The sequence below is a fragment of the Halobellus sp. GM3 genome (genome assembly GCF_052545375.1).
Genome location: NZ_JBQWLT010000014.1, coordinates 36,592 through 56,253, shown reverse-complemented (window position 1 = coordinate 56,253; position 19,662 = coordinate 36,592). Strand labels below are relative to the sequence as shown.

The following is a 19,662-nucleotide window of genomic DNA, read 5'->3' as shown; positions in this document are numbered from 1 at the left end:
GATGTGCTGAAACAGTACGTCGAAGACCAGCGGGAGAGCTGATGTACTACGCCTACAAGTACCGACTCAAGCCGTCCGACGCCCACCGCGAGGAGTTGGACCGCCACCGCGATATTTGTCGGCAACTGTATAACCACACGCTCTACCGCCTCAACGAGTACCAAGATGAACACGACGAACTGCCGTCTATGACCACGCTTCGGTCGGAACTTCCCGACCTCAAGGAGTGGTGGGATGACCTCTCCGACGTGTACTCAAAGGTTCTCCAAACCGTCGTAGAACGGCTGTTCGACAACCTCAAAGGCCTCTCCAAACTCAAGGAGAACGGCTACGGCGTCGGGCAACTCAAGTGGAAGCCGCCACGGGAGTTCCGCAGTTTCACGTACAGTCAGTCTGGCTTCAAGCTCGACAAGAAGGGCGGTCAGACTGTGCTGTCACTCTCGAAACTCGCGGACATACCGATTCGGCTCCACCGCGCCACCCCCGACGACGCGACACTCAAGCAGGTCACAGTCAAGAAGGAACCGACGGGCGAGTGGTTCGCCACGTTCGGTGTCCAAATGGACCGTGAACCGCCCAGACCGCCTGAGAATCCCGAGAAGTGCGTCGGCATCGACGTTGGGATACTCACGTACGCCCACGACACCGACGGCACGGCAGTCGGGTCGCTCGAGCTCTCCGACGAACGCAAACGCTTGGAGCGCGAGCAACGGAAGCTCTCGCGGAAGCAACACGGTTCTGGGAACTACGAGAAGCAACGGCGACGGGTCGCAGAGTGTCACGCCGACCTTCGACGGAAGCGCGGCGACTTCCTACACAAACTCTCGACGTACTACGCTCGGGAGTACGATCTCGTGGCGGTCGAAGACCTGAATGTGAAGGGGATGATGGAGTCGCCGTCGAACAGCCGCAACACCGCCTCTGCGGCGTGGCGGACGTTCCTCTCGTTGCTCGAATACAAATGTGAGAGAGAGGGGACGCACTTCGTGGCAGTCAACCCGAGAGGGACGACGAAAGAGTGCGCGTCGTGCGGCGTTTCGACGGAGAAGCCGTTGTGGGTCCGTGAACACTCCTGTCCCGCCTGCGGGTTCGAGGCAGACAGGGACGCGAACGCGGCGTGGAACATCCTTTCTCGCGGTATACAAGATGTAGGAGTGGGACACTCCGAACGAACGCCTGTGGAGAGTGCGCTCCCTGTGGACACCTCCGTGTCTGCAAAGCGCGTCGTGGAAGCAGGAAGCCCTACCCTCAAGGAGCGAACGGCGTCAGCCGGGAGCGAGTAGGGTAGGGTAGTTCACATTCGTCCTCTACCATCAAAAATCGTTGGCCTCGGAACTCATAGGGGTCGTCGTCGCCGAGCGCCACCCCGGCTCGGAGCGGTCCCGTCGTCATCGGCCGACTGCCGCTACGCGCGGAAAATCAAAGAACGTTCGGAGACGTCGGTGCCGACTAGACGACCCGGGCGAACGCCAGCGTCCCGCTCGTTCGCTCGACGATCGCGCGGACGGTCTGGCCCTCCTGGGCGCCGGTGACGAAGACGGTGAATTTGCCCTTCTCGGCGACGCCGTCGCCCTTGCGGCCGGTGCCGGTGATCTCCAGTTCGTAGGTCTTGCCCTCCTCGATCGCCGGGCCAGACTGCGACTGGGTCTTGGCGGCGCGCTTCGCGACGGGACGGAAGGCCCCACAGGCCTCACAGCGGAGCATGTCGACGCCGTCTTCGGTGACCAAGCGCGTGTCGGGCAGTCCGCACTCGGTGCAGGTGACGTACTCGGCGACGTACTCGTCGATGGCGGCCTCGAAGTCCGCGACGGTGAACGAGCCGTTATATCGGGCGCGGTCGCCTTCGAGCTGGCCGTTCGTCCCCAGTTCGCGTTGGATGTTTCGGTGGACGTGTTCGACGTCGCGGCCGAGCGCGTCGGCGATGTCGCCGAGGTTCGTCAGGCGGGTGAACGCCCCGTCCGTCTCGCCGGCGGGATCCGGGATTCTGAGCCGCGACTGCTCTTCGTTTCGCTCCGGGAGCGTTTCCATCGCCCGGTCGAGGGAGTCGGCGTAGTCCATACCTTCGAAAGCGGACGGGGGCGTATATCCGTTCCGTGTTACGGCTTCGCGGGCTCGTGTCACGACCTCTCGAACGGGCCCGTGCGCGGAGTTGGGAGCCGCGGGGACCGGTCGAGCGCCGGGTCATACTGTTTGTTCTCGCTATCCACCGGTGTGCGCCGCCCCGTCGGCGGCGCGCACCGGTAAGAGACGAGAACAATCAGTATCAGTGCGTCTGCTGTGCCGCCCGCTCCCGCGCGGCGGCGACGACGAGCGGGAGCGTGACGGTCGCGTCGCCGACGACGGTGGCGTTCCGCGCCGACTTCTCGAGTTTCCCCCACGAGCGCGCCTCATCGAGCGTCGCGCCCGAGAGCCCGCCGGTGTGGTCGGGGTCCATCGTCAGCTGGACGGCGTAGTCGTAGGCGTCGGGAATCGTCAGCATCGTCTGCAGGACGTAGTTCTTCGGGACGCCGCCGCCGACGACCATCGCGCCGGCGCGGTCGGCGCCGAACGCCAGGTCCGAGAGGTGCGTCATATCGCCGAGCGCGTCCAGTCCGAACTCGGAGGTCTGCGAGTAGATCCACGACTGGATGCCAAGCACGGAGTCCTGAATCGCCGGGCAGTAGATGGGGACGTCGTGCTCGTACGCCGCGGCGGCGATGCCGGCGTCCTCGTCGACGTTTCGCTCCCGGTTCTGCTCGGCGTTCGCTCGCCCGAGCTCGGCGGTGAACTCCTGGATCGATACCCGGCGCTCGACCTCGGGGAAGACGTTCTCGCGGAGGTGCGACTCGAACAGCGCGAAGTGCTCCTGCGGCAGATAGACGTTGTAGATCCGGTCGACGCCCTCGTCGCGGAGGTGCTCGTCGTGCTCCCGGGCCGTCTCGCCCGTCGGCTCGGCGTCCGGCGCGGCCGGGTGCGGATCGTGCGGCTCCGCCCGCCCGTGGTGGTGCTTGCCGCCGACGGCCTCGATGGAGTCGTGCGTGAGGTTCGCGCCGGTCGTCACCAAGGCGTCGATGTGACCGTCGCGGATCAGATCGGCGACGATCGCCCGCATCCCGCCGGGGACCATCGCCCCCGCGAGGCCGAAGAAGTTCGTTACGTCCTCGCGGGCCAGCATCTCCGCGTAGACGTCGACTGCGCGGTCGACCGTGGCCGCGCCGATCCCCGCCTTCCCGTACTCGGTGGCGAGCTCGCCGACGGTCATCCCGCCGCGGACCCGCGCGTGTCCGATCGGCGCCTCGTGGAACTCCTCGCGGTGCGGCGCGTGGTGGTCGTCGGCGCTGTCGTCTCGGGATTCGCTCTCGCTACCGGATACGCCTCCCGCGTCGTCTTCGGATGTCTCACCGGTCATACTGGCACCTGTGACGTCCGTCCGGTTATGCACCGCGGTCCGCGTCGCGGCGACCGATGCGGCGGAGCCGCTCACAGCCCCGTCGGGTGCGAGAGGACCGTCGTCTCGAGGCCCCACTCGGCGACGAGGTCCGCGAGCCGTTCGACGCCGAACGTCTCGGTCGCGTAGTGGCCGGCGAGAAACACGTTCACGCCCGCCTCGAGCGCCTCGTGGTACACCTGCTGTTTGCCCTCGCCCGTGACGAGCGCGTCGACGCCGGCGTCGAGCGCCTCCCCGAGCCAGTCGACGCCGGACCCGGTGACGATGGCGACGTCGCGGATCGTCTCCGGCCCGAAATCGAGCACCCGAGGGTCGCGCCCGCCCGTGTCGAGTCTCGACAGTCGGTCGCGGAGTTCCTCGACGGTCCGGGGCTCGGACGTGCTCGCGCGCTGTCCGATCGTCACCGGCCCCAACGACCCGAACGGCTCGCGTTCCTCGTGGAGGTCGAGGTAGTCGGCGACCCCGGCGGCGTTCCCCAGGGTCTCGTGGCCGTCCAGCGGGAGATGCGAGACGTACAGCGCGAGGTCGTTCTCGACGAGCGCCGCGACGTTCTCGTACTCGCGGCCGGTCACGCGCTCGAGCCCGCCCCAGACGAGCCCGTGATGCGTCACGAGGAGGTCGGCACCGGCGTCGGCGGCCGCGTCGATCGTCGCCGCGGCCGCGTCGACGGCGAACGCGACGTGGTCGACTGACGCCCCGTCGGGTCCGATCTGGAGGCCGTTCGCGCTGGCGTCGACCTCGGCGTAGGCGGCGGTGTCGAGTCGATCGTCGAGTCGCTCGGCGAGCGTCGGGAGTTGCATACCTTCGGCGAGGGACGCCGGATGCTTGTATCTGTATGACGGCGTCGGCAGGGTACGGACGGGGCCGACAGTGCCTCGACGGCGCCGAGAGTCAGATGCTATCGGTCCGCGTGCGCGAAGACGAACTCCCGGACGAGCTTCGCCGCCAGCGACGCCGCCTGCCCGTCGTCTCGGTCGTTCACCTCGACGGCGTCGAAGCCGACCGCTAGCGGCGCGACGGCGCGGACGACGCCGCGGAGTTCCCGCGGCGTCAGGCCGAACGGCTCCGGGGTTCCCGTCCCCGGCGCGAACCCGGGGTCGGCGGCGTCGATATCGAGGCTGAGGTACGCGCTGCGGCCATCGAGATGCGCGCCGAGGTCGAAGTCGGCGACGTCCTCGGGCGGAACGACGGTCACGTCGTCGGCGTCGGCTCGCTCCCACTCTTCGGGCGAACCCGTTCGAGCGCCGAGAACGACCGCCTCCTCGACGCCCGCGCTGGCGCGTTCGCCGTCTTCGGCGCGTTCGTCGCCGAGCCCGTCCAGTATCCGCCGCGTGACGGTGGCGTGGCTGTGCTCGTTGCCGTCGTAGACCTCGCGGAGGTCGAGGTGGGCGTCGAGACAGACGAACACCTCCGGCGAGGTGGCCTCGACGCCGGCCGCGGTGACGGTGTGTTCGCCGCCGAGAAGCAGCGGCACGGCATCGTCCGCGACGACGTCGCGGAGTTCGCCCGCGAGCCACGCGAGGTACTCCGCGGCGTCGTCCCACGCGCGGACGTCGCCGTGGTCGTGGACGGAACACTCCGAAAAACGCAGGTCGGTCCGCCGGTCGTAGTCGTCGAACGGCCGGGCGAACCGCCGGATTCTCTCGGGACCGAAGCGGGTCCCGGGTCGGAACGAAGTCGAGATATCCAGCGGAGCGCCCGCGACGACGTACGCGGCGTCGGCACGCGATGCGGTCGCCCCGGGGAACATCTCGATCAGACGATCTTCCGCTGACCCTCGTACTCGAGGTACTCGATCTCGTCGTCGGGGTTGAGATCCTCGTCCTCGGGGATGCGCATCGTGAACGTCTGGTAGGTGTCGAGGTCCATAATCTGGGCGTCATCGCCGGTCACGGAGACGACCTGTCCCTGTTTGCGCTCGATGATCGGGACCCACACCTTCGCGTCGACCGGCTGACTCAGCGAGCGCTTCTTGCCGTCGAAGACGCCTCGGCCCTCAACACGGGCCTTCGCGCTGCCGTGTTTACCGGGCTTGGCCGTGCTGTAGGCGTTGATCTTGCACGGGGAGTCTTCCATCATCACGTAACTGCCTTCCTGCAGATCGCGGACCTGCTTCTGCTCTTTCGGCATACGTCCGGATTGACGTGTGGTCGGTATAAACGGTTTGGAAACGGCCCGTGCCCTCGGCTAAGCGAGGTCTCCGGCTCGCGCGGACGTGGCCATACGGTCGCGCTGACGGGGTCTCCGGTGCGCGCCGACGTCGCTGTCGGGCGCGTGGGCGCCGATCAGGCTTCCTCCGGATCGCCGTCGGTGCCCCCCTGTCGAGGCCGTTCGTCGGACAGACGGACGGTGGCGTCGCCGCCCGCTGAGGGGTCGTCCTGCCGCCTCGTTAGTGTCCCGAGGGCCCCGGCGGCGACGTTCGGGAGGCTCGCGCTCAGCAGGATCACCGCCGTCGCCTCGCCGGCGCTGTCCAGAAGCGGCAGGAGGAACTCGATCGGAAACGGCAGCGGCGCGTCCGTCACGACCGAGAGCGCGACCAGCCCCGGGATGAGCACGATCCCCCACGCCATCGCGGTCAGGAGGCCGTGCCACGCCCCGTCCTCCGGTCGCCCGCCGGCGAGATACCCCGCGAGCGCGCTCCCCGCGAGGCCGCCGACGAGCGTCACCCGCCCGGTCGCCGCGAAGACGAGCGCCTCGCTACAGGCCGCGAGCGCGAACCCGGCCGCGACGGACCGCCACCGCGTCATACCCCTCGGTCGTTCCGCATCACGAATAAACGTACGTATCAAATATTCAACCGTGATAACCGGTGGAGCGCGGCCAGCGGAGCTCTCGGCGATCGGCGGCCCCCGCGAGCGGCGATCCGATCGAGGCCGCGTCCGCTACTCCCGTCTGCGCCGGTCCCGCATGCTCTGTCTGGTGAACTGCGGCTGCGCCCGGATGCCGCGCTTCGCGCGGAACGAGCGGTACAGGCCGATCAGGGGAAGGACGGTGAGCGACGCCGCGACGACCGCCGGGAGCACGCTCGTCCCGTCGAACGCGTACAGGATGGCCGTCGAGAGCGCGCCGACGGCGACGAAGAGGGCGTAGACGACCCGTCGCGCGAGGCGGTCGATCGGCCCGCCCTCCCCCTTCAGCCGGATGTTGACCGTGAGGTTCTCGTTTTCGATGCGGTCGAGCGTCCGATTCAGCTTCGGCGGGACCTCGAACAGGGCGCGTGAGGTCTGTTGGACCTGTCTGCTCCCCGATTCGAGCAACTGCCGGGCCGTCTCCTCGTAGTAGCCCTCCTCCTGTAAGTAGTCGGTCGCGACGGCGATGAAGTCGAACTCGGGGTCGAGCGTCACGCAGACGCCCTCGACGACCGTCGCGACGCGGAGGATCAACGCGAGGTTTCGCGGCAGGCGCAGCGGGAACTCGTACATCGTCGATTCGACCTGCTCGATGATCTGCTGGACGCGGTACTGCTCGATGTCCTCGCCGCGCGCGTCCGCGATCGCGAGTTCCATCACCTCGCCCATCACCCGCCGGTCAGCGTCCGGCGAGAGCGTCCCCATCTCGACGAGCGTGTCGAGGATGCCGTCGATATCTTGGTTCGCGACGGCGACGTAGAAGTCGACGATCTTCTCTTGGACGTGCGGGTCGACCGTCCCCGACATCCCGAAGTCGTAGAAGATGATCTCGCCGTCGTCGGTGACCGCCAGGTTCCCGGGGTGGGGATCCGCGTGGAAGACGCCGTCGTTGATGATCATCTCGAAGTAGACGCGCTGGAGCGTCGTCGCCAGCGCGGTGCGATCGATTCCCTTTCGGTCCAGCGCCTCGACGTCGTTGATCTTCGTCCCGGGGAGGTACTCCATCGTGAGGACGCGGGGACCCGAACACGCCGGGACCGACCGCGGGATGGTGACCTTCGGGTTGTCGGCGAGGTTCGCCCGGATCTCGTCGAGAATCCGCTTCTCGCGGCTGTAGTCCATCTCCTGGCGGATGGTCTTCGCGAACTCGTCGGCGAGGTTCTCGAGCGAGAACGCGCGCCCCTGCCCGATGAACCGCCTCACGACCGGCAGCGACCACCGGACGGCTCGCAGGTCGGCCTCGACGAGCGACTCGATCCCCGGCCGGCGGACCTTCACCGCCACGGGCTCGCCGTCGTACCGGGCGGTGTACACTTGGCCGAGGCTCGCGCCGCTTATCGGGTCGCGGTCGAAGTCCTCGAAGACGTCCTCGACCGGCCCGAGCTCGTCCTCGATGACCGGCTCGGACTCCTCCCACGGGGCCGGCGGGACGTCGTCTTGGAGGCTGGAGAGGACGTCGATGTACTCCGGCGGGAGGATGTCCGGCCGCGTCGAGAGGAGCTGGCCGAGCTTGATGAACGTCGGTCCGAGCGTCAGCAGCGACTCCAGCAGGATCTCGGCGCGCTCGACCCGCGTCTCGGCGTCGACGGTGCGGCTGCCCCCGAAGAGGACGTATCGCCGTCGGTCGCGCGTGTACGCGACGATCAGCGGAAAGAACTGCCGGACGACGAGGAAGAACCGCCAGTACGCGCGGAGGTTCACTAGCGTGACCACCCGGGCGTTAGGCGTCGTCTCCGGCCGCGGTGATCGGAATCGATCGCTCGGGCGCGGCGTCGCGCTTCGGTACGCGGACGGTGAACACGCCGCGGTCGACTTCCGCGGACGCGCCGGCGCCGGTCGCGTCCGGCGGCAGCGGGAGTTCGGCGTCGAGAAAGAGCGGCCGCGACTCGTCGACGTACTCGAACGCCGTCGGCACGTCCTTCTCGCGCCGCGCCTCGACGACGAGCCGACCGCACTCGACCCGGAGGTCGACGGTCTCGGCCGTCGCACCGGGGAGGTCGAGGACGATCAGGTACGCGTCCTCGGACTCCAGCAGGTCGGCGAACACCGACTCCGGCAGTTCCCGAAGCGCGTCCCGCAGTGGTGACATACCCTCCCGTAGGGCCGGCGGGTCGAAAAAGCCCGCGGTTGGGTCCGCAGCGGCCGGCCACAAGAGCTTCAACGGATGATTTCGCCGCCGCGCTCGTCCCGTCCACGGCGGCGTGTCGTGACCCTCTCACGGTCCCCGTTCGCCGCCGTCACAATTCCCGCGTCCGCCGACGTCGCGGTTCTTTTTGTACTCGCGCTCGCATCCTCCGGTATGAACTCCCCGGACCCCGATGAGACGGCGCACGACCGTCGGTCGGCCGGATTCAAGGACCGAACGCGCGTGGCCGACGCGTGCCGCCGGGTCCTCGAGGCCGCGACGCCGACTGACCGAACCGAACGGCGCTCGCTCGTCCCCGCGGACGGCCGCGCGCTCGCCGAACCCGTCACCGCCTCGCGGGCCGTCCCGGACTACGAGCGGTCGGCGATGGACGGCTGGGCGGTCCGCGCGAGCGACACTTTCGGCGCCTCGGACCGCTCGCCGGGCGTCCTCCGCGTCGCCGACGCCGAACCGCGATCGGTCCCGGAGACGCCCGTCGCCCCCGAGACGGCGGTCCGGGTCCACACCGGGAGCGAACTCCCGGACGGCGCCGACGCGGTCGTGATGATCGAGCACGCCGAGCACGTCGGCGACGAACTGGAGGTGTTCGACGCCGTGACGGGGGGCGAGAACGTCGCGCCCGTCGGCGAGGACGTCGCCGAGGGGCAGACGCTGTTCGAGCCGGGACACCGCCTCCGACCGTCGGACCTCGGCCTCCTGAAGTCCGTCGGCGTCGACCGCGTGACCGTCTACGAGCGTCCGACGGTCGGCGTGATCCCGACCGGCGAAGAGCTCGTGCAGGCGGACCCCGGCCCCGGCGAGGTGGTCGAGACAAACGGGCTCACCGTCTCCAGACTGGTCGACCGCTGGGGCGGCGAGCCGACGTACCGCAACGTCGTGACCGACGACGAACACGCGCTCCGGGCGGCGATCCAGCGCGACCTGACGAAGGACGTGATCGTGACGACCGGCGGCTCTTCGGTCGGCGCCCGCGACCTCATCCCGGAGGTCGTCGACGACCTCGGCGAGGTGCTCGTCCACGGCGTCGCGCTCAAGCCCGGTCACCCCGTCGCGCTCGGCGTCGTCGAGGACACGCCCGTGGTGATGCTTCCGGGCTACCCCGTCGCCGCCATCGTCAACGCCGTGCAGTTCCTCCGTCCGCTCGTGAAGCGCGTCGGCCACCTCCCCGACGACCCGCCGCCGACCGTCGAGGCGGAACTCTCGCGGAAGATCCCGAGCGAGCCCGGTGTGCGGACGTTCGCGCGCGTCCGAGTGGCCGACGGAGAGCGCGGCTCCGGCGACGGAGACGCGTCTGACGCCGCCACGTCAGACGACAGTCCCGCGCTCCCCACCGCGACGCCGACGCGCGCGTCGGGGTCGGGGATCCTCTCTTCGGTGGCGCTGGCCGACGGCTGGGTCGTCGTGCCCGAGGGGCGGGAGGGATTCGACGCGGGTGAGACCGTCGACGTCGAGCGCTGGGAGTGGTCAGCGTGACCGACCGAAAGCAGTTCCGCGACCTCGCGACCCCCGGGGCGGCCCGGGAGGCCATCGCCTCGCTCGATCTCGCTCCGGGCGACGAGGCGGTCCCGCTGTCGGACGCGCGCGGTCGCGTCCTCGAAGAGCGGATCGACGCCGCCCTCGACGTGCCGGGCTTCGACCGCGCGAGTATGGACGGCTACGCCGTCCGCGGGCGCGACACCTTCGGCGCCGACGAGGCCGACCCGGTCGAACTCGACCTCGTCGGCACCGTCCACGCGGGGAGCGAACCCGACGTGACGGTCGACGCGGGCGAGGCGGCCGAGATCTCGACCGGCGCGGTGATGCCCGGGGGCGCCGACGCGGTCGTGATGGTCGAGCGGACCGAGCAACTGGTCGAGCGGGGCGGCGAGGCGCTCGCTGAGGGCGACGAGCGCGCCGGCGCCGTCGCGGTCCGCACCGCGGTCGCGCCCGGGGACAACGTGATGCTCGCCGGCGCCGACGTCGCCGCCGGCGCCCGCGCGCTCGGTCCGGGCACGCGGATCACACCGCGGGAGATCGGCCTGCTCTCTGCGCTCGGCGTCGACGAGGTGCCCGTTCGGGGCCGTCCCACCGTCGGCATCGTCTCGACCGGCGACGAACTCGTCCGGCCGGGCGGGGAGCTCCGGAGCGAGCGCGGCGAGATCTACGACGTCAACAGCTACACGATCGCCGCGGGCGTCGAGGAGGCGGGCGGCGAGGCGACACTGTACCCCCACGCCGGCGACGATTACGAGGCGATGGAGCGCCTGCTCGTCGAGGCCGCCGAGGAGTGCGACCTCGTGCTCTCGTCGGGGTCGACCTCCGCCTCGGCGGTCGACGTCATCTATCGCGTGATCGAGGACCGGGGGGACCTCCTGCTCCACGGCGTGGCGGTCAAGCCCGGCAAGCCGATGCTCGTCGGCGAGCTCGGCGACAGCGCCTACGTCGGCCTCCCGGGATACCCTGTCTCGGCGCTCACCATCTTCCGGACGTTCGTCGCGCCCGCGATCCGCGACGCCGCCGGCCTCCCGGAGCCGCAGACCGCGACCGTCCGGGGGAAGATGGCCGTCCGCGAGCGCTACGGCGAGGGTCGGCTCCGGTTGATGCCCGCGGGTCTCGTCACCGATTCGGGCGGCGAGACGCTCGTCTACCCGGTCGATAAGGGATCCGGCGCGACGACCTCGCTCGTCGAGGCCGACGGCGTCGTCGCGGTCGACCCCGACACCGAGTACCTCGGAAAGGGTGAAGAGGTCGAGGTACGGCTGTTCTCGCCCGACGTGCGCGCGCCGACGCTCCTGGTCGTCGGCGAGGACGACCCCGCGCTCTCGCGGCTGCTCGACCGACTCGAGAACCCCCGGTTCCTCCCGGTCGGGAGCCGCGAGGGACTCCGTCGGCTCGGCGGCGGCGTCCCGGACGTCGCCTTCGTCGCCGGGCCGACCGAGCGCGACGTCGAGAGCGTCGACCTCGGCGGCTGGACGCGCGAGTGGGGGCTCGTCGTCCCCGCCGGCAACCCCGAGGGCGTCACCGGACTCGCGGACCTCGTCGACGGCGACCTCGCGTTCGTGAACCGCGGCCGCGACGCCGGGATCCGCGCGAGCTTCGAGGCCGCCGTCGACGAGGTGGCGACCGATCGCGACGCGTCGCGGCGGGACCTCGTCGACGCTATCGACGGCTACGAGATCGGAACCAAGGGGTTCGAGAGCCCGGCGCGCGCGGTCGCCCGCGGGGACGCCGACGCCGGACTCGGCCTCCGCGCGACCGCCGAATCGCTCGGCCTCGGGTTCGTCGCGCTCGGAGAGGAGTCAGTACGGGTCCGCGCGAACCCGGAACGGACGGCAAAGCCCGGCGTCGAGGAGCTGGCGGCCGCGCTCGAGGCGATCGAGGAGAACGGGGACATTCTCGACTCGCTGGCCGGCTACGGGCGGTTATAACGAGCGCGGGCGGTTGTGACGAGATCTAGCGGTGTCACGAGAGCGAGTCCGCCCGACCCCGTCAATCGTCGCTCGCGACGCCGCCGTCGGCGGCGACGTCGAGGCCGAGCGTTTCCTGCGACAGTTCGTCGAACGTGGAGACGCGGTGGTCCGCGAGCACGCAGTGTCCCCGGTGGGTCGGCGAGTGCCGCTCGACGTGGATCCCGTCGAGCCCCGCGTTCCACGCGGCGCCGACGTCGCTCGCGCCGTCGCCGGCGAGGACGCCCCGTCCGGGATTCGCGGGGTCGATCCCGAGCCCCTCGATCGCGTGGCGGACGGGCGTCGGATCTGGTTTCCAGCCGGTGTCGGCCGTACAGGAGACGAACGAGTCGAACCAGTCGCCGACGTCGAGGTGCTCGACGACGGGGTCTGCGAGGAACGCCTGACAGTGCGTGACGACGCCGACGGGGACTCCGCCCGCGACGAGTTCGGAGACGAGCGCGGCGGCGTCGTCGTGGAGGTACGTCGCCTCCGCGCGCGCGGCCGGGTCCTCGACCGCGTGGAACGCCGGCCAGAACTCCTCGGGGTCGATCCCCCACGCCCGCAGTTGGGGGTCGCGCGCGCCGCCGAGGCCGTGCCAGATCACTTCCGCCTCGCGGTCGGTGAACGCCCGACCGAGTCTGTCGCCGACGCGGTCGAACACCTCGCGGGTGTAGGACCACTCGGCGTCGACGAGCGTCCCGTCGAGGTCGAACAGCCAGAAGTCGTAGGCGTCGTCGTACTCGTCGGCGTCCATCGGATGCCCGGAGGTACGGCGCGCCGCCGTAAGTGTATTTCGTCGGTCTGTGCGCCCCACCGATCCGTCGACATCGATTCGCAGTTCACCGACGCCGATCGCCGCTCCGTCGACTCGCGGCGGTCGTCACTCCCCGGCGACGCGAATGCTCGACCCGAGGTGCCGGTGGAGCACGTCACGTGGGTGGTCGCCGCCGAACGCGTCGGGGTTCGACGCGATGGCTTCCTCCAGTTTCTCTCGGTACGCCTCGTCGAGACGCAGTTCGCTGAACTGCACCGACTCGATCGGGACCGAGAGCCACGCCGCGGCGAGTTCGCGGGCGTGCCGCTGGTCGGCGACCGCCCCCCGCCAGAGCGCGTCGCGGAAGAGCAACCACTCACCCTCTCCGGGCGGGTCGGCAGCGACTTCGACGACCGTCTCGACGGATTCGGGAGTGACGCTGACGCCGGCACCCGTCTCGAGACGGACCGTCACCCGGAACACGTACGCGGCGTCCATCGTCGTCCCGCGTTCAGTACTCGGCGTCGAAGAGGTTCGCGAGGCGGATGTCCTGTTCGGTGATCCCGCCCTCCTCGTGGCTGGTCAGTCGCACCTCTACTTCCTCGTATCCCACGCGGATCTCCGGGTGATGGAACTCCTCCTCGGCGACTTCGCCGACGTGCATCACGAACGCGATCCCCTCGAGGTAGTCGTCGAACTCGTAGGTTCGGACGATCTCGTCTCCGTCCCGCTCCCACCGCTTCGGGAGGCTCGCCCGAACCTCGTCGTCGGATAGTAGCTCGGCCATAGGCGGGAAATCGCCCGCCTGCCGCATAACGTTTCTCCCGATTCCGCGGCCGATGACCTCCCGATACCGCACCGACGGCGGAGCGGTCAGTCGTCGGAGACGCTTTCGAGGACGTATTGCGGGAGTTCGCGCCCGCCGGTCCGCTCCTCTGCGGCCTGTTCGTTCCCGTCGCGGGCGATCCCCGTCGCGTCTTCGGGGCCCCCGAGGGCGTCGAGGTGGCCTTTCGCCCGGCCGCCGCGGTCGAACGCGGGATCGAAAAGCGCCATCGCCGTCTGTATCGTCGACCAGTCGTCCTCGGCGGCGGCCTCTCGGAGGCTCTTCGTCGGCGCGGAGAGTAACTGCCCGACGAGCGCGTCAGCCATCGACTCGACGATCTCGCGCTCCTCGTCGGTCAGCTCCCCGCGGGCGTCCAGCCGCGAGAGCGCGGTGTCGACCTCGCGGTCCTTCACCCGCTCGGCCGCCTCGTACATCGTGCTGATGGCGGCGTCGGCCTGCCGGCGCTTGTAGGCGTCGAGCAGGCGGTCGAACTCCGCGTCAATCATCTCCTCGACCTCTCGGGCTGCGGCTTTCCGGGACGCGCGGGTCTCTGCCGTCACCGACTCCAGCGCGTCGATGTCGTGGACGGCGACGCCCTCGACCGCCGACGCCTCCGGGTGGACGTCCCGCGGCTGCGCGAGGTCGATGACGAGCGTCTCGCCGGCGTCGACCACGTCCGTCGGATCGAGGAGGTAGTCGGGGCGGCTCGTCGCGGTCACGACGACGGACGCGTCGCCGAGGGCGTCCGCGAGCGCGTCGAGCGAGACGGCCTGCGCCTCGGTGTCGACCGAGGTGGCGACGTGCTCGGCGTGCGGGACCGTTCGGTTCGCGACAACCAGCCGCTCGACGCCCGCGTCGGCCAGCGCCGCGGCGGCGAGCGTGCCCATCTCGCCGGCCCCGACGACGAGCGCCGTGGAGCCGTCGAGGCCGGCCTCGCGCTCGGCGAGGCGCGCGGCCGCCGACCCGATCGAGACCGCGCCTTCGTTGATCCGCGTCTCCGTCCGCGCGCGCTCGCCCACGTGGACCGCCTTCGTCAGTCCGGTCTCCAGCGTCGGGCCGAGCGCGCCGACGCCGCGCGCGGTCTCGACTGCGCGCTTGAACTGGCCGATGATCTGGTCTTCGCCGATCACGAGCGACTCCAGCCCCGCGGCGACGCGCATCAGGTGCCGGAGGCTCTCCTCGTGGCCCATCTCGATGACGACGTCGTCGCGAACCGATGACATAACCGAGTCGAGCGCGCGGTGCCCGCCGTCGACGTTGGCGGCGACGACGTAGACCTCCGCGCGGTTGCACGTCTGGAGCGCGAACGCCTCGCTGACGCCGTCGCGTTCGAGTAACTCCTCGAGGACCGCTCGGACGTCCTCGCCCGCCGCGGCCTCGATCTCGTCGACGCTCGCGCGGTCGTGGGACACGCGCGCCCCGCAGATCACGCCTGCGTTCATCGGTCACCTCCTCTCGTGTTCCGTATCACGCGTGTCGCCTCTTGCCGGGCATTGGACACCCCCGTACGTAAAGCCTTCCAAACCTGCGGGTCTCGAACCACCGCTCGAATCGCCGCACGACGCGTCGATGGATCGAGGTCGGAGGCCCGCATCTCGGCGCGCAACTCGGCGGTCAGCGCCGCCATCGCCTCAGCGTCCTCGATCGTCTCCTCGATCTCCTCGCGCAGGTACTTGGCGAGCGCCGGGCTCCGCCCCCCGGTCGAGATCGCGACGCTGACGTCGCCGTCGGTGACGGTCGCCGGGACCACGACGTCAGCGACGCCGGAGTCCGCCGACCGGCCCGCATCGTCACCCGTCCGCTCGACCGCGCTCCTGTCGGCGCGGTTGACCAGCGCTCCGCGGTCCCGTCCCGCGGCCGTGACCGCGTCGTTCACCCGCTCGTCGTCCGTCGCGGCCACGACGAGCGCCGGTCGGGTACGCTCGATCCACGCTTCGACGTCCCCGGGTCCGGGGCGCGCTCGAACCAACTCGGCGTCGCCGAAGTCCCGCCGAGACGCTGAGTCGCGGTCGTCCGGCGCATCGTCGCCGACGTCACGGGTGTCCCTCGTATCGCCGCTGTTCGTCGCTTCGCCGCCGAAGTCGGGGCTGACGACGACGACCCGCGCCTCGGCGGCGAAGCGGCGGGCCTTGCGCGCACCGACCGCTCCGCCGCCGAATATCAGCACCGTCTCGCCCGTGAAGTCGTGATACAGCGGGATCATCGCGTGTGTCTTTTTTCCTCGTACGAGCTGGCGATTTCGTGGGCGCTGTCCTCGTGGGCGCTGTCGATCCCCGCCTGCTCTCCCGACGGTCCCGCGCTCACTGCGTGTTCGCCGCGGCCCGCTCTTCGAGCCTGATTCCGGTCTTCTTCAGGATCCGCGTCGAGAACAGCGAGTCCCAGTCGCCGTCGGCGACGTCCCAGTACTCCGCCATCGTCTCTCGCACCCGCTCGATGCGGCGATCGCTCTCGGCTTCTGACCGACCGTGCGTCATCGCGAAGAAGTTGTACGGCCAGACGCCCTCGTGTCGCGGCCGCCGGTAACAGTGCGTGACGAACGGCAGCGACGCCACCGCGGGGCCGACCTCCCCGACGACGTCGTCGGGGACGTCCCAGACGGTCATCCCGTTCTCGGTGTAGCCGAGCGCGTAGTGGTTCGGCACGACGCCGACGCGGCGGACCTTCCCCTCGCGCTCGAAGCGCTTGACCGTCTCGACGACCCACGGCGTCTCGGCGCCGATCGCGTCGGCGACGTCGGCGTACGGCGTCCCGGTGATCGGGAGGCCGCCCTGTATCTCGACGACCAGATCGCGCTCGAGGGGCGTCAGCGCCCGCCGATCGGTCGGTGTCACCGCTGGCCCGAGTCCCGAGAGGTCCACGTCGCCGTCGGGAATCGGGCCGTCGAGGAGGAACTTCGCCTCGACGCGGAACTCCCGCTGTTTCGGCAGGTTGTACGTCTCTTGACCGGTCTCGGTCTCGATCTCCTCGAGGACCTCGCCGACGCGGCCCTCATCGGCGACGCTGACGACGAACCACATGTTGAGATGCGGGTGCTCGCGCTCGTAGTTGTGCGCGACCTCGCGGTGGGCGTTGACCGTCTCGGCCACGGCCTCGAAGCGGTCCTCCGGCGCGTGCATCGCGACCAGCGTCGCGGCCCCGCCGATCTCCTCGGCGTTCACGAGCGCGCCGAAGCGGCTCAACACGCCCCGCTCGTCGAGTCTCCGGATCCGGTCGAGGAGTTCGGTCGCGGTCACGTCGAAGCCGCGGTCGCGGAGGGCGGCCGCGGCGGGCTCGAACGGCCGTTCGACGACCGGGAACCCGCCCTGGAACGCGTTGATCACGGCGCGATCGAGTTCCGCCAACGAGTCGATGTCCGCGCCTGCCTCGCTCATACGCCGTGTTCGGAGGCCCGGGCGCATAAGCGTCTCGGAGCGGGCTGTTCGCGGGGGAAGAAGCGAGTCTGTCCGGCGTTATGCGTCGTCCGACAGCAGTTCCTGAAAGCCGTCGTTGACCTCCGAGACCATCGCCGCCTGCTCTTCGACGGCGGCGCTGATGGCGTCGGTCTCGTCGCTGATCTCCTCGGCGTTCGCGGCGGTCTGATCCACCATCGAGGCGATCTCCTCGGTGCTCGCGGCCTGTTCGTCGGTCGCGTGGGCGACCTCCTCGACGCCGCCGTTGAGCTCCGTGATCGAGTCGTCGATGTCCTCGAGGTGCGACAGCGTGGACTCGACCTGATCGATACCCTCGTCGACGGCGTCCTCGTTGTCGTCCAATCCGTCGACCGCCTTCTCGGTGTTTCGCTGGACGCGGTCGACGAGCTCTTCGATCTCCTCGGCGTGGCGCTGGGACTTCTCCGCCAGCGATTTGATCTCCTCGGCGACGACGGAGAAGCCCTCGCCCGCCTCGCCCGCACGAGCCGCCTCGATCGAGGCGTTGAGCGCGAGCAGGTTCGTCTGGTCGGCGATGTCGTTGATCACCGCGACCATCTCGTCGATCTCCTCGACGCTGTCGTCGATCTTGCGGACGCGATTGCCCACCTCCTCGGAGGAGTCGTCGATGCGCTCCATCGCCGCGCGGGTGTCCCGCGCCGCCGAGCGGCCGTCGGAGGCGAGCTGATTCACCTGCTCGCTCTCGTTTGCGACCTCCTCGGCCGAGGAGGCGATCTCCTCGACCGCCGCGCTCATGTCCGATACCTCGCTTTGTACCTCGTACATCCCCTCCGCCTGCTCTCGGGAGAGCGCGGCGATCTCTTCGGTCCGCGTCGCGATGTCGTCGGAGGCGCTCTGGAGTTCCACGAGCGCGTGGGCCGCCTCCTCGACGTCGTCTTCCTCGTGGGTCTCGGCGTCATCGAGGGTCTGCTCCGCCTTTTCTATTGACATACACGAGCGCTGGGTGCGTTCGACAATAAGTGTTGATTCGCAAATATCGAGATTGATATCTGAAAAAGGTGTGAATATAATCCTTGTGGCCGATAAATATCTATACAAAATTCTTGTGGCAGATAGACATCCGTACATGAGTCTTGTGGCCGAAACGTATCCACAGGCGGAGCAGGCCGAGTGCCTCGTGGCTTGACCCCGAGGCGGTATCTTCCCAGTAGCGGAGGCCGTACGCGTTCCGCTCCGATCATCCCGGATGAGACTCACCGTTCGGCCGACGGTCGGAGTCGGATCCCGTCCTCAGGGCCTGTCCAGTCGGAGTCTGTCTACGGAAGTGCGAGGAAAAGCTTCACCGTTCAGGGAACGGGCGTCACGCGGTCGACGTACTCCAGCGACTCCAAGTCCTCGACAAGCGCGTCTTGGTCGGGGCCGGCCTCGTAGTAGAAGACGATGTCGAAGGACCCCTCCCGAAGCAGTTGCTGGCACTCCCAGACGAACGACTCGTCCTCGAGCGTGAGGCCCTGAAACTGGTTCGAGGAGAACTCTCCGGTGTCGTTCCCGGCGTAGATGTACGTCTCGCCCTTCTCGGCGTGATCGGCGATGACCTCGTTTATCGCCACGGTGAGTTCGTGCATCTCCAGATCCTCCTGCCCGGAGAGGTCGGTGTGGACGATCGAGCCGACGAGTTCGATCTCGCCGGGCTCGAGCAGCGCGAGGGTCCGCTGGTAGAGGTCCTCGTCGAGTGTCTCGCTCATACGTGGGCGTCGACCGCGCGGGATAAACGGGTGGCGGTTTCGATGTCGGATCGGTCTCGGCGTTCCCGAGCCGATGTCGCCGATACCGACGTCGACACTCACATCGGTACCGCCGCCACCCACATCAGTCCCGACGTCGGCACCGACGCGTCCCGCTCCGGACGGAACGCTTTTTTCGCCACCGGCCGCGGTTCAGGTATGGCCACCGGCGATCTCTTCGCAGTAGCGGGAACAGACGACGTCTCCCACGTCGATATCGGTCTCCACGGCGTCCCACGGCACGGCTCCGTGTACATCATCGACGCGGCGGAGCCGGCGATCATCGACTCCGGGACCGGACAGAACCGCGAGGCCGTCTTCGAGGCGCTCGACGAACTCGGCATCGACCGCGAGGACGTCGCGCACATCCTCCCGACGCACGTCCACCTCGATCACGCCGGCGGCGTGGGCTACCTCGCGGCGGCGTGTCCGAACGCGACCGTTCGGACCCACGAGATCGGGGTCCCGCACCTCGTCGATCCGACGCGGCTCATCGAGGGGACGAAGGAGGCCGTCGGCGGGCAGTGGGAGTTCTACGCCGATCCGAAGCCCGTTCCCGCAGACCGGATCGAACCGCTCGTCGACGGCGACGAGGTCGACCTCGGTGACCGGACGCTCTCGGTGATCCACGCGCCGGGGCACGCGCCCCACCAGACGCTGTTTTTCGAGCCCGACGACGGCGTGCTCTTCACCGGCGACGCCACCGGCATCTACGTGCCCGAGCGCGACGTGATCCGCGAGACCTCGCCGCCGCCGCAGTTCGACCTCGAGGGCTGCCTCGACGACGTCCGAACCGTTGAGGATCTCGACCCCGAGACGCTCTGCTTCGGGCACTTCGGCCCGCTGGCGTACGCGCCCGAGCGGATGGAGGGGTACAAGCGAACGCTTGTCGAGTGGGTCGAGGCCGTTCGGGCCAAGCGCGAGGAGCTCGGCGACGACGAGGCCGTGATCGAGCACTTCCAGGACAACGCCGAGATGGTCGAGGTCTGGGGCGGGCGGAAGGCGCGCGCCGAGGAGAGCCTGAACACACGGGGCGTGCTCATCTCGCTCGACAGGCAGCGAGAAAGCGGCGAGTAGCGATCG

Annotated in this window: 20 protein-coding genes; 4 read left to right on the top strand and 16 right to left on the bottom strand. The window is 69.2% G+C overall.

What is annotated here, in order from left to right:
* The first annotated feature begins 41 nt into the window (after nucleotides 1-41).
* Nucleotides 42-1,283 (top strand): RNA-guided endonuclease TnpB family protein, encoded by a 1,242-nt coding sequence (locus tag ACT3HL_RS16440; protein ID WP_445087843.1) that lies wholly within the window; start codon nucleotides 42-44, stop codon nucleotides 1,281-1,283.
* A 166-nt stretch (nucleotides 1,284-1,449) separates the two neighbouring features.
* On the opposite strand, the gene ACT3HL_RS16435 is transcribed toward ACT3HL_RS16440, so the two are convergent.
* The 8 genes from ACT3HL_RS16435 to ACT3HL_RS16400 all read right to left on the bottom strand — a co-directional run bounded on the left by ACT3HL_RS16435 (nucleotide 1,450) and on the right by ACT3HL_RS16400 (nucleotide 8,365).
* Complete coding sequence (locus ACT3HL_RS16435) at nucleotides 1,450-2,058, bottom strand: translation initiation factor IF-2 subunit beta (protein ID WP_445087840.1); 609 nt, start codon at nucleotides 2,056-2,058, stop codon at nucleotides 1,450-1,452.
* Between the two features lie 205 nt (nucleotides 2,059-2,263).
* Nucleotides 2,264-3,388 carry a deoxyhypusine synthase gene (locus tag ACT3HL_RS16430; RefSeq protein ID WP_445087839.1) on the bottom strand — a complete coding sequence of 375 codons (1,125 nt, stop codon included), beginning with the start codon at nucleotides 3,386-3,388 and terminating at the stop codon, nucleotides 2,264-2,266.
* 71 nt (nucleotides 3,389-3,459) lie between these two features.
* The gene (locus tag ACT3HL_RS16425) at nucleotides 3,460-4,227 is read right to left on the bottom strand and encodes a Nif3-like dinuclear metal center hexameric protein (RefSeq protein ID WP_445087838.1); all 768 of its coding nucleotides are present in this window, start codon (nucleotides 4,225-4,227) and stop codon (nucleotides 3,460-3,462) included.
* Between the two features lie 98 nt (nucleotides 4,228-4,325).
* Nucleotides 4,326-5,177 carry an arginase family protein gene (locus ACT3HL_RS16420; RefSeq protein ID WP_445087837.1) on the bottom strand — a complete coding sequence of 284 codons (852 nt, stop codon included), beginning with the start codon at nucleotides 5,175-5,177 and terminating at the stop codon, nucleotides 4,326-4,328.
* 5 nt (nucleotides 5,178-5,182) lie between these two features.
* Complete coding sequence (locus ACT3HL_RS16415; RefSeq protein WP_445087836.1) at nucleotides 5,183-5,557, bottom strand: translation initiation factor IF-5A; 375 nt, start codon at nucleotides 5,555-5,557, stop codon at nucleotides 5,183-5,185.
* A gap of 155 nt (nucleotides 5,558-5,712) precedes the next feature.
* On the bottom strand, nucleotides 5,713-6,174 hold the full coding sequence (locus ACT3HL_RS16410) for a DUF5518 domain-containing protein (RefSeq protein WP_445087835.1): 462 nt from the start codon (nucleotides 6,172-6,174) through the stop codon (nucleotides 5,713-5,715).
* A gap of 135 nt (nucleotides 6,175-6,309) precedes the next feature.
* Nucleotides 6,310-7,989, bottom strand: a complete 1,680-nt coding sequence (locus ACT3HL_RS16405; RefSeq protein ID WP_445087834.1) for an AarF/UbiB family protein — start codon at nucleotides 7,987-7,989, stop codon at nucleotides 6,310-6,312.
* A gap of 7 nt (nucleotides 7,990-7,996) precedes the next feature.
* Entirely contained in the window at nucleotides 7,997-8,365 is a 369-nt protein-coding gene (locus ACT3HL_RS16400) for an Hsp20 family protein (RefSeq protein WP_445087833.1), read from the bottom strand.
* A 210-nt stretch (nucleotides 8,366-8,575) separates the two neighbouring features.
* Between ACT3HL_RS16400 and ACT3HL_RS16395 the strand changes: the two genes are divergently transcribed.
* Both ACT3HL_RS16395 and ACT3HL_RS16390 read left to right on the top strand, forming a co-directional pair.
* Nucleotides 8,576-9,895, top strand: coding sequence for a molybdopterin-binding protein (locus tag ACT3HL_RS16395; protein WP_445087832.1), 1,320 nt, complete (start codon nucleotides 8,576-8,578; stop codon nucleotides 9,893-9,895).
* Nucleotides 9,892-11,829, top strand: a complete 1,938-nt coding sequence (locus ACT3HL_RS16390; RefSeq protein WP_445087831.1) for a molybdopterin biosynthesis protein — start codon at nucleotides 9,892-9,894, stop codon at nucleotides 11,827-11,829. Before ACT3HL_RS16395 ends, ACT3HL_RS16390 begins: the two co-directional genes overlap by 4 nt.
* A gap of 61 nt (nucleotides 11,830-11,890) precedes the next feature.
* Here ACT3HL_RS16390 and ACT3HL_RS16385 read toward each other — a convergent pair whose 3' ends face one another.
* The 8 genes from ACT3HL_RS16385 to ACT3HL_RS16350 form a co-directional block, all read right to left on the bottom strand.
* On the bottom strand, nucleotides 11,891-12,604 hold the full coding sequence (locus ACT3HL_RS16385; RefSeq protein ID WP_445087830.1) for an HAD family hydrolase: 714 nt from the start codon (nucleotides 12,602-12,604) through the stop codon (nucleotides 11,891-11,893).
* A 126-nt stretch (nucleotides 12,605-12,730) separates the two neighbouring features.
* Complete coding sequence (gene lwrS / locus ACT3HL_RS16380) at nucleotides 12,731-13,102, bottom strand: LWR-salt protein (protein WP_445087829.1); 372 nt, start codon at nucleotides 13,100-13,102, stop codon at nucleotides 12,731-12,733.
* 13 nt (nucleotides 13,103-13,115) lie between these two features.
* Entirely contained in the window at nucleotides 13,116-13,391 is a 276-nt protein-coding gene (locus tag ACT3HL_RS16375; RefSeq protein WP_445087828.1) for a 4a-hydroxytetrahydrobiopterin dehydratase, read from the bottom strand.
* 86 nt (nucleotides 13,392-13,477) lie between these two features.
* Nucleotides 13,478-14,869, bottom strand: a complete 1,392-nt coding sequence (gene hemA / locus ACT3HL_RS16370; protein ID WP_445087827.1) for a glutamyl-tRNA reductase — start codon at nucleotides 14,867-14,869, stop codon at nucleotides 13,478-13,480.
* Nucleotides 14,866-15,630 carry an NAD(P)-dependent oxidoreductase gene (locus ACT3HL_RS16365; RefSeq protein WP_445087826.1) on the bottom strand — a complete coding sequence of 255 codons (765 nt, stop codon included), beginning with the start codon at nucleotides 15,628-15,630 and terminating at the stop codon, nucleotides 14,866-14,868. Before ACT3HL_RS16365 ends, hemA begins: the two co-directional genes overlap by 4 nt.
* A 97-nt stretch (nucleotides 15,631-15,727) precedes the next feature.
* The gene (ahbB, locus tag ACT3HL_RS16360; RefSeq protein ID WP_445087825.1) at nucleotides 15,728-16,798 is read right to left on the bottom strand and encodes a siroheme decarboxylase subunit beta; all 1,071 of its coding nucleotides are present in this window, start codon (nucleotides 16,796-16,798) and stop codon (nucleotides 15,728-15,730) included.
* Between the two features lie 78 nt (nucleotides 16,799-16,876).
* Entirely contained in the window at nucleotides 16,877-17,785 is a 909-nt protein-coding gene (locus ACT3HL_RS16355; protein WP_445087824.1) for a methyl-accepting chemotaxis protein, read from the bottom strand.
* Between the two features lie 356 nt (nucleotides 17,786-18,141).
* Complete coding sequence (locus tag ACT3HL_RS16350; protein WP_445087823.1) at nucleotides 18,142-18,540, bottom strand: DUF5778 family protein; 399 nt, start codon at nucleotides 18,538-18,540, stop codon at nucleotides 18,142-18,144.
* Between the two features lie 198 nt (nucleotides 18,541-18,738).
* On the opposite strand from ACT3HL_RS16350, the gene ACT3HL_RS16345 reads away from it, so the two are divergent.
* Entirely contained in the window at nucleotides 18,739-19,656 is a 918-nt protein-coding gene (locus ACT3HL_RS16345) for an MBL fold metallo-hydrolase (RefSeq protein WP_445087822.1), read from the top strand.
* The last annotated feature ends 6 nt before the right edge of the window (nucleotides 19,657-19,662 follow it).

What these genes read in the sequence shown, in the direction of transcription:
- ACT3HL_RS16395 (WP_445087832.1), top strand. Translation starts at nt 8,576, where the DNA reads ATGAACTCCCCGGACCCCGATGAGACGGCGCACGACCGTCGGTCGGCC.
- lwrS (WP_445087829.1), bottom strand. Translation starts at nt 13,102, where the DNA reads ATGGACGCCGCGTACGTGTTCCGGGTGACGGTCCGTCTCGAGACGGGT.
- ACT3HL_RS16350 (WP_445087823.1), bottom strand. Translation starts at nt 18,540, where the DNA reads ATGAGCGAGACACTCGACGAGGACCTCTACCAGCGGACCCTCGCGCTG.
- ACT3HL_RS16410 (WP_445087835.1), bottom strand. Translation starts at nt 6,174, where the DNA reads ATGACGCGGTGGCGGTCCGTCGCGGCCGGGTTCGCGCTCGCGGCCTGT.
- ACT3HL_RS16365 (WP_445087826.1), bottom strand. Translation starts at nt 15,630, where the DNA reads ATGATCCCGCTGTATCACGACTTCACGGGCGAGACGGTGCTGATATTC.
- ACT3HL_RS16385 (WP_445087830.1), bottom strand. Translation starts at nt 12,604, where the DNA reads ATGGACGCCGACGAGTACGACGACGCCTACGACTTCTGGCTGTTCGAC.
- ACT3HL_RS16375 (WP_445087828.1), bottom strand. Translation starts at nt 13,391, where the DNA reads ATGGCCGAGCTACTATCCGACGACGAGGTTCGGGCGAGCCTCCCGAAG.
- ACT3HL_RS16435 (WP_445087840.1), bottom strand. Translation starts at nt 2,058, where the DNA reads ATGGACTACGCCGACTCCCTCGACCGGGCGATGGAAACGCTCCCGGAG.
- ACT3HL_RS16345 (WP_445087822.1), top strand. Translation starts at nt 18,739, where the DNA reads ATGGCCACCGGCGATCTCTTCGCAGTAGCGGGAACAGACGACGTCTCC.
- hemA (WP_445087827.1), bottom strand. Translation starts at nt 14,869, where the DNA reads ATGAACGCAGGCGTGATCTGCGGGGCGCGCGTGTCCCACGACCGCGCG.
- ACT3HL_RS16415 (WP_445087836.1), bottom strand. Translation starts at nt 5,557, where the DNA reads ATGCCGAAAGAGCAGAAGCAGGTCCGCGATCTGCAGGAAGGCAGTTAC.
- ahbB (WP_445087825.1), bottom strand. Translation starts at nt 16,798, where the DNA reads ATGAGCGAGGCAGGCGCGGACATCGACTCGTTGGCGGAACTCGATCGC.
- ACT3HL_RS16440 (WP_445087843.1), top strand. Translation starts at nt 42, where the DNA reads ATGTACTACGCCTACAAGTACCGACTCAAGCCGTCCGACGCCCACCGC.
- ACT3HL_RS16425 (WP_445087838.1), bottom strand. Translation starts at nt 4,227, where the DNA reads ATGCAACTCCCGACGCTCGCCGAGCGACTCGACGATCGACTCGACACC.
- ACT3HL_RS16400 (WP_445087833.1), bottom strand. Translation starts at nt 8,365, where the DNA reads ATGTCACCACTGCGGGACGCGCTTCGGGAACTGCCGGAGTCGGTGTTC.
- ACT3HL_RS16355 (WP_445087824.1), bottom strand. Translation starts at nt 17,785, where the DNA reads ATGTCAATAGAAAAGGCGGAGCAGACCCTCGATGACGCCGAGACCCAC.
- ACT3HL_RS16430 (WP_445087839.1), bottom strand. Translation starts at nt 3,388, where the DNA reads ATGACCGGTGAGACATCCGAAGACGACGCGGGAGGCGTATCCGGTAGC.
- ACT3HL_RS16420 (WP_445087837.1), bottom strand. Translation starts at nt 5,177, where the DNA reads ATGTTCCCCGGGGCGACCGCATCGCGTGCCGACGCCGCGTACGTCGTC.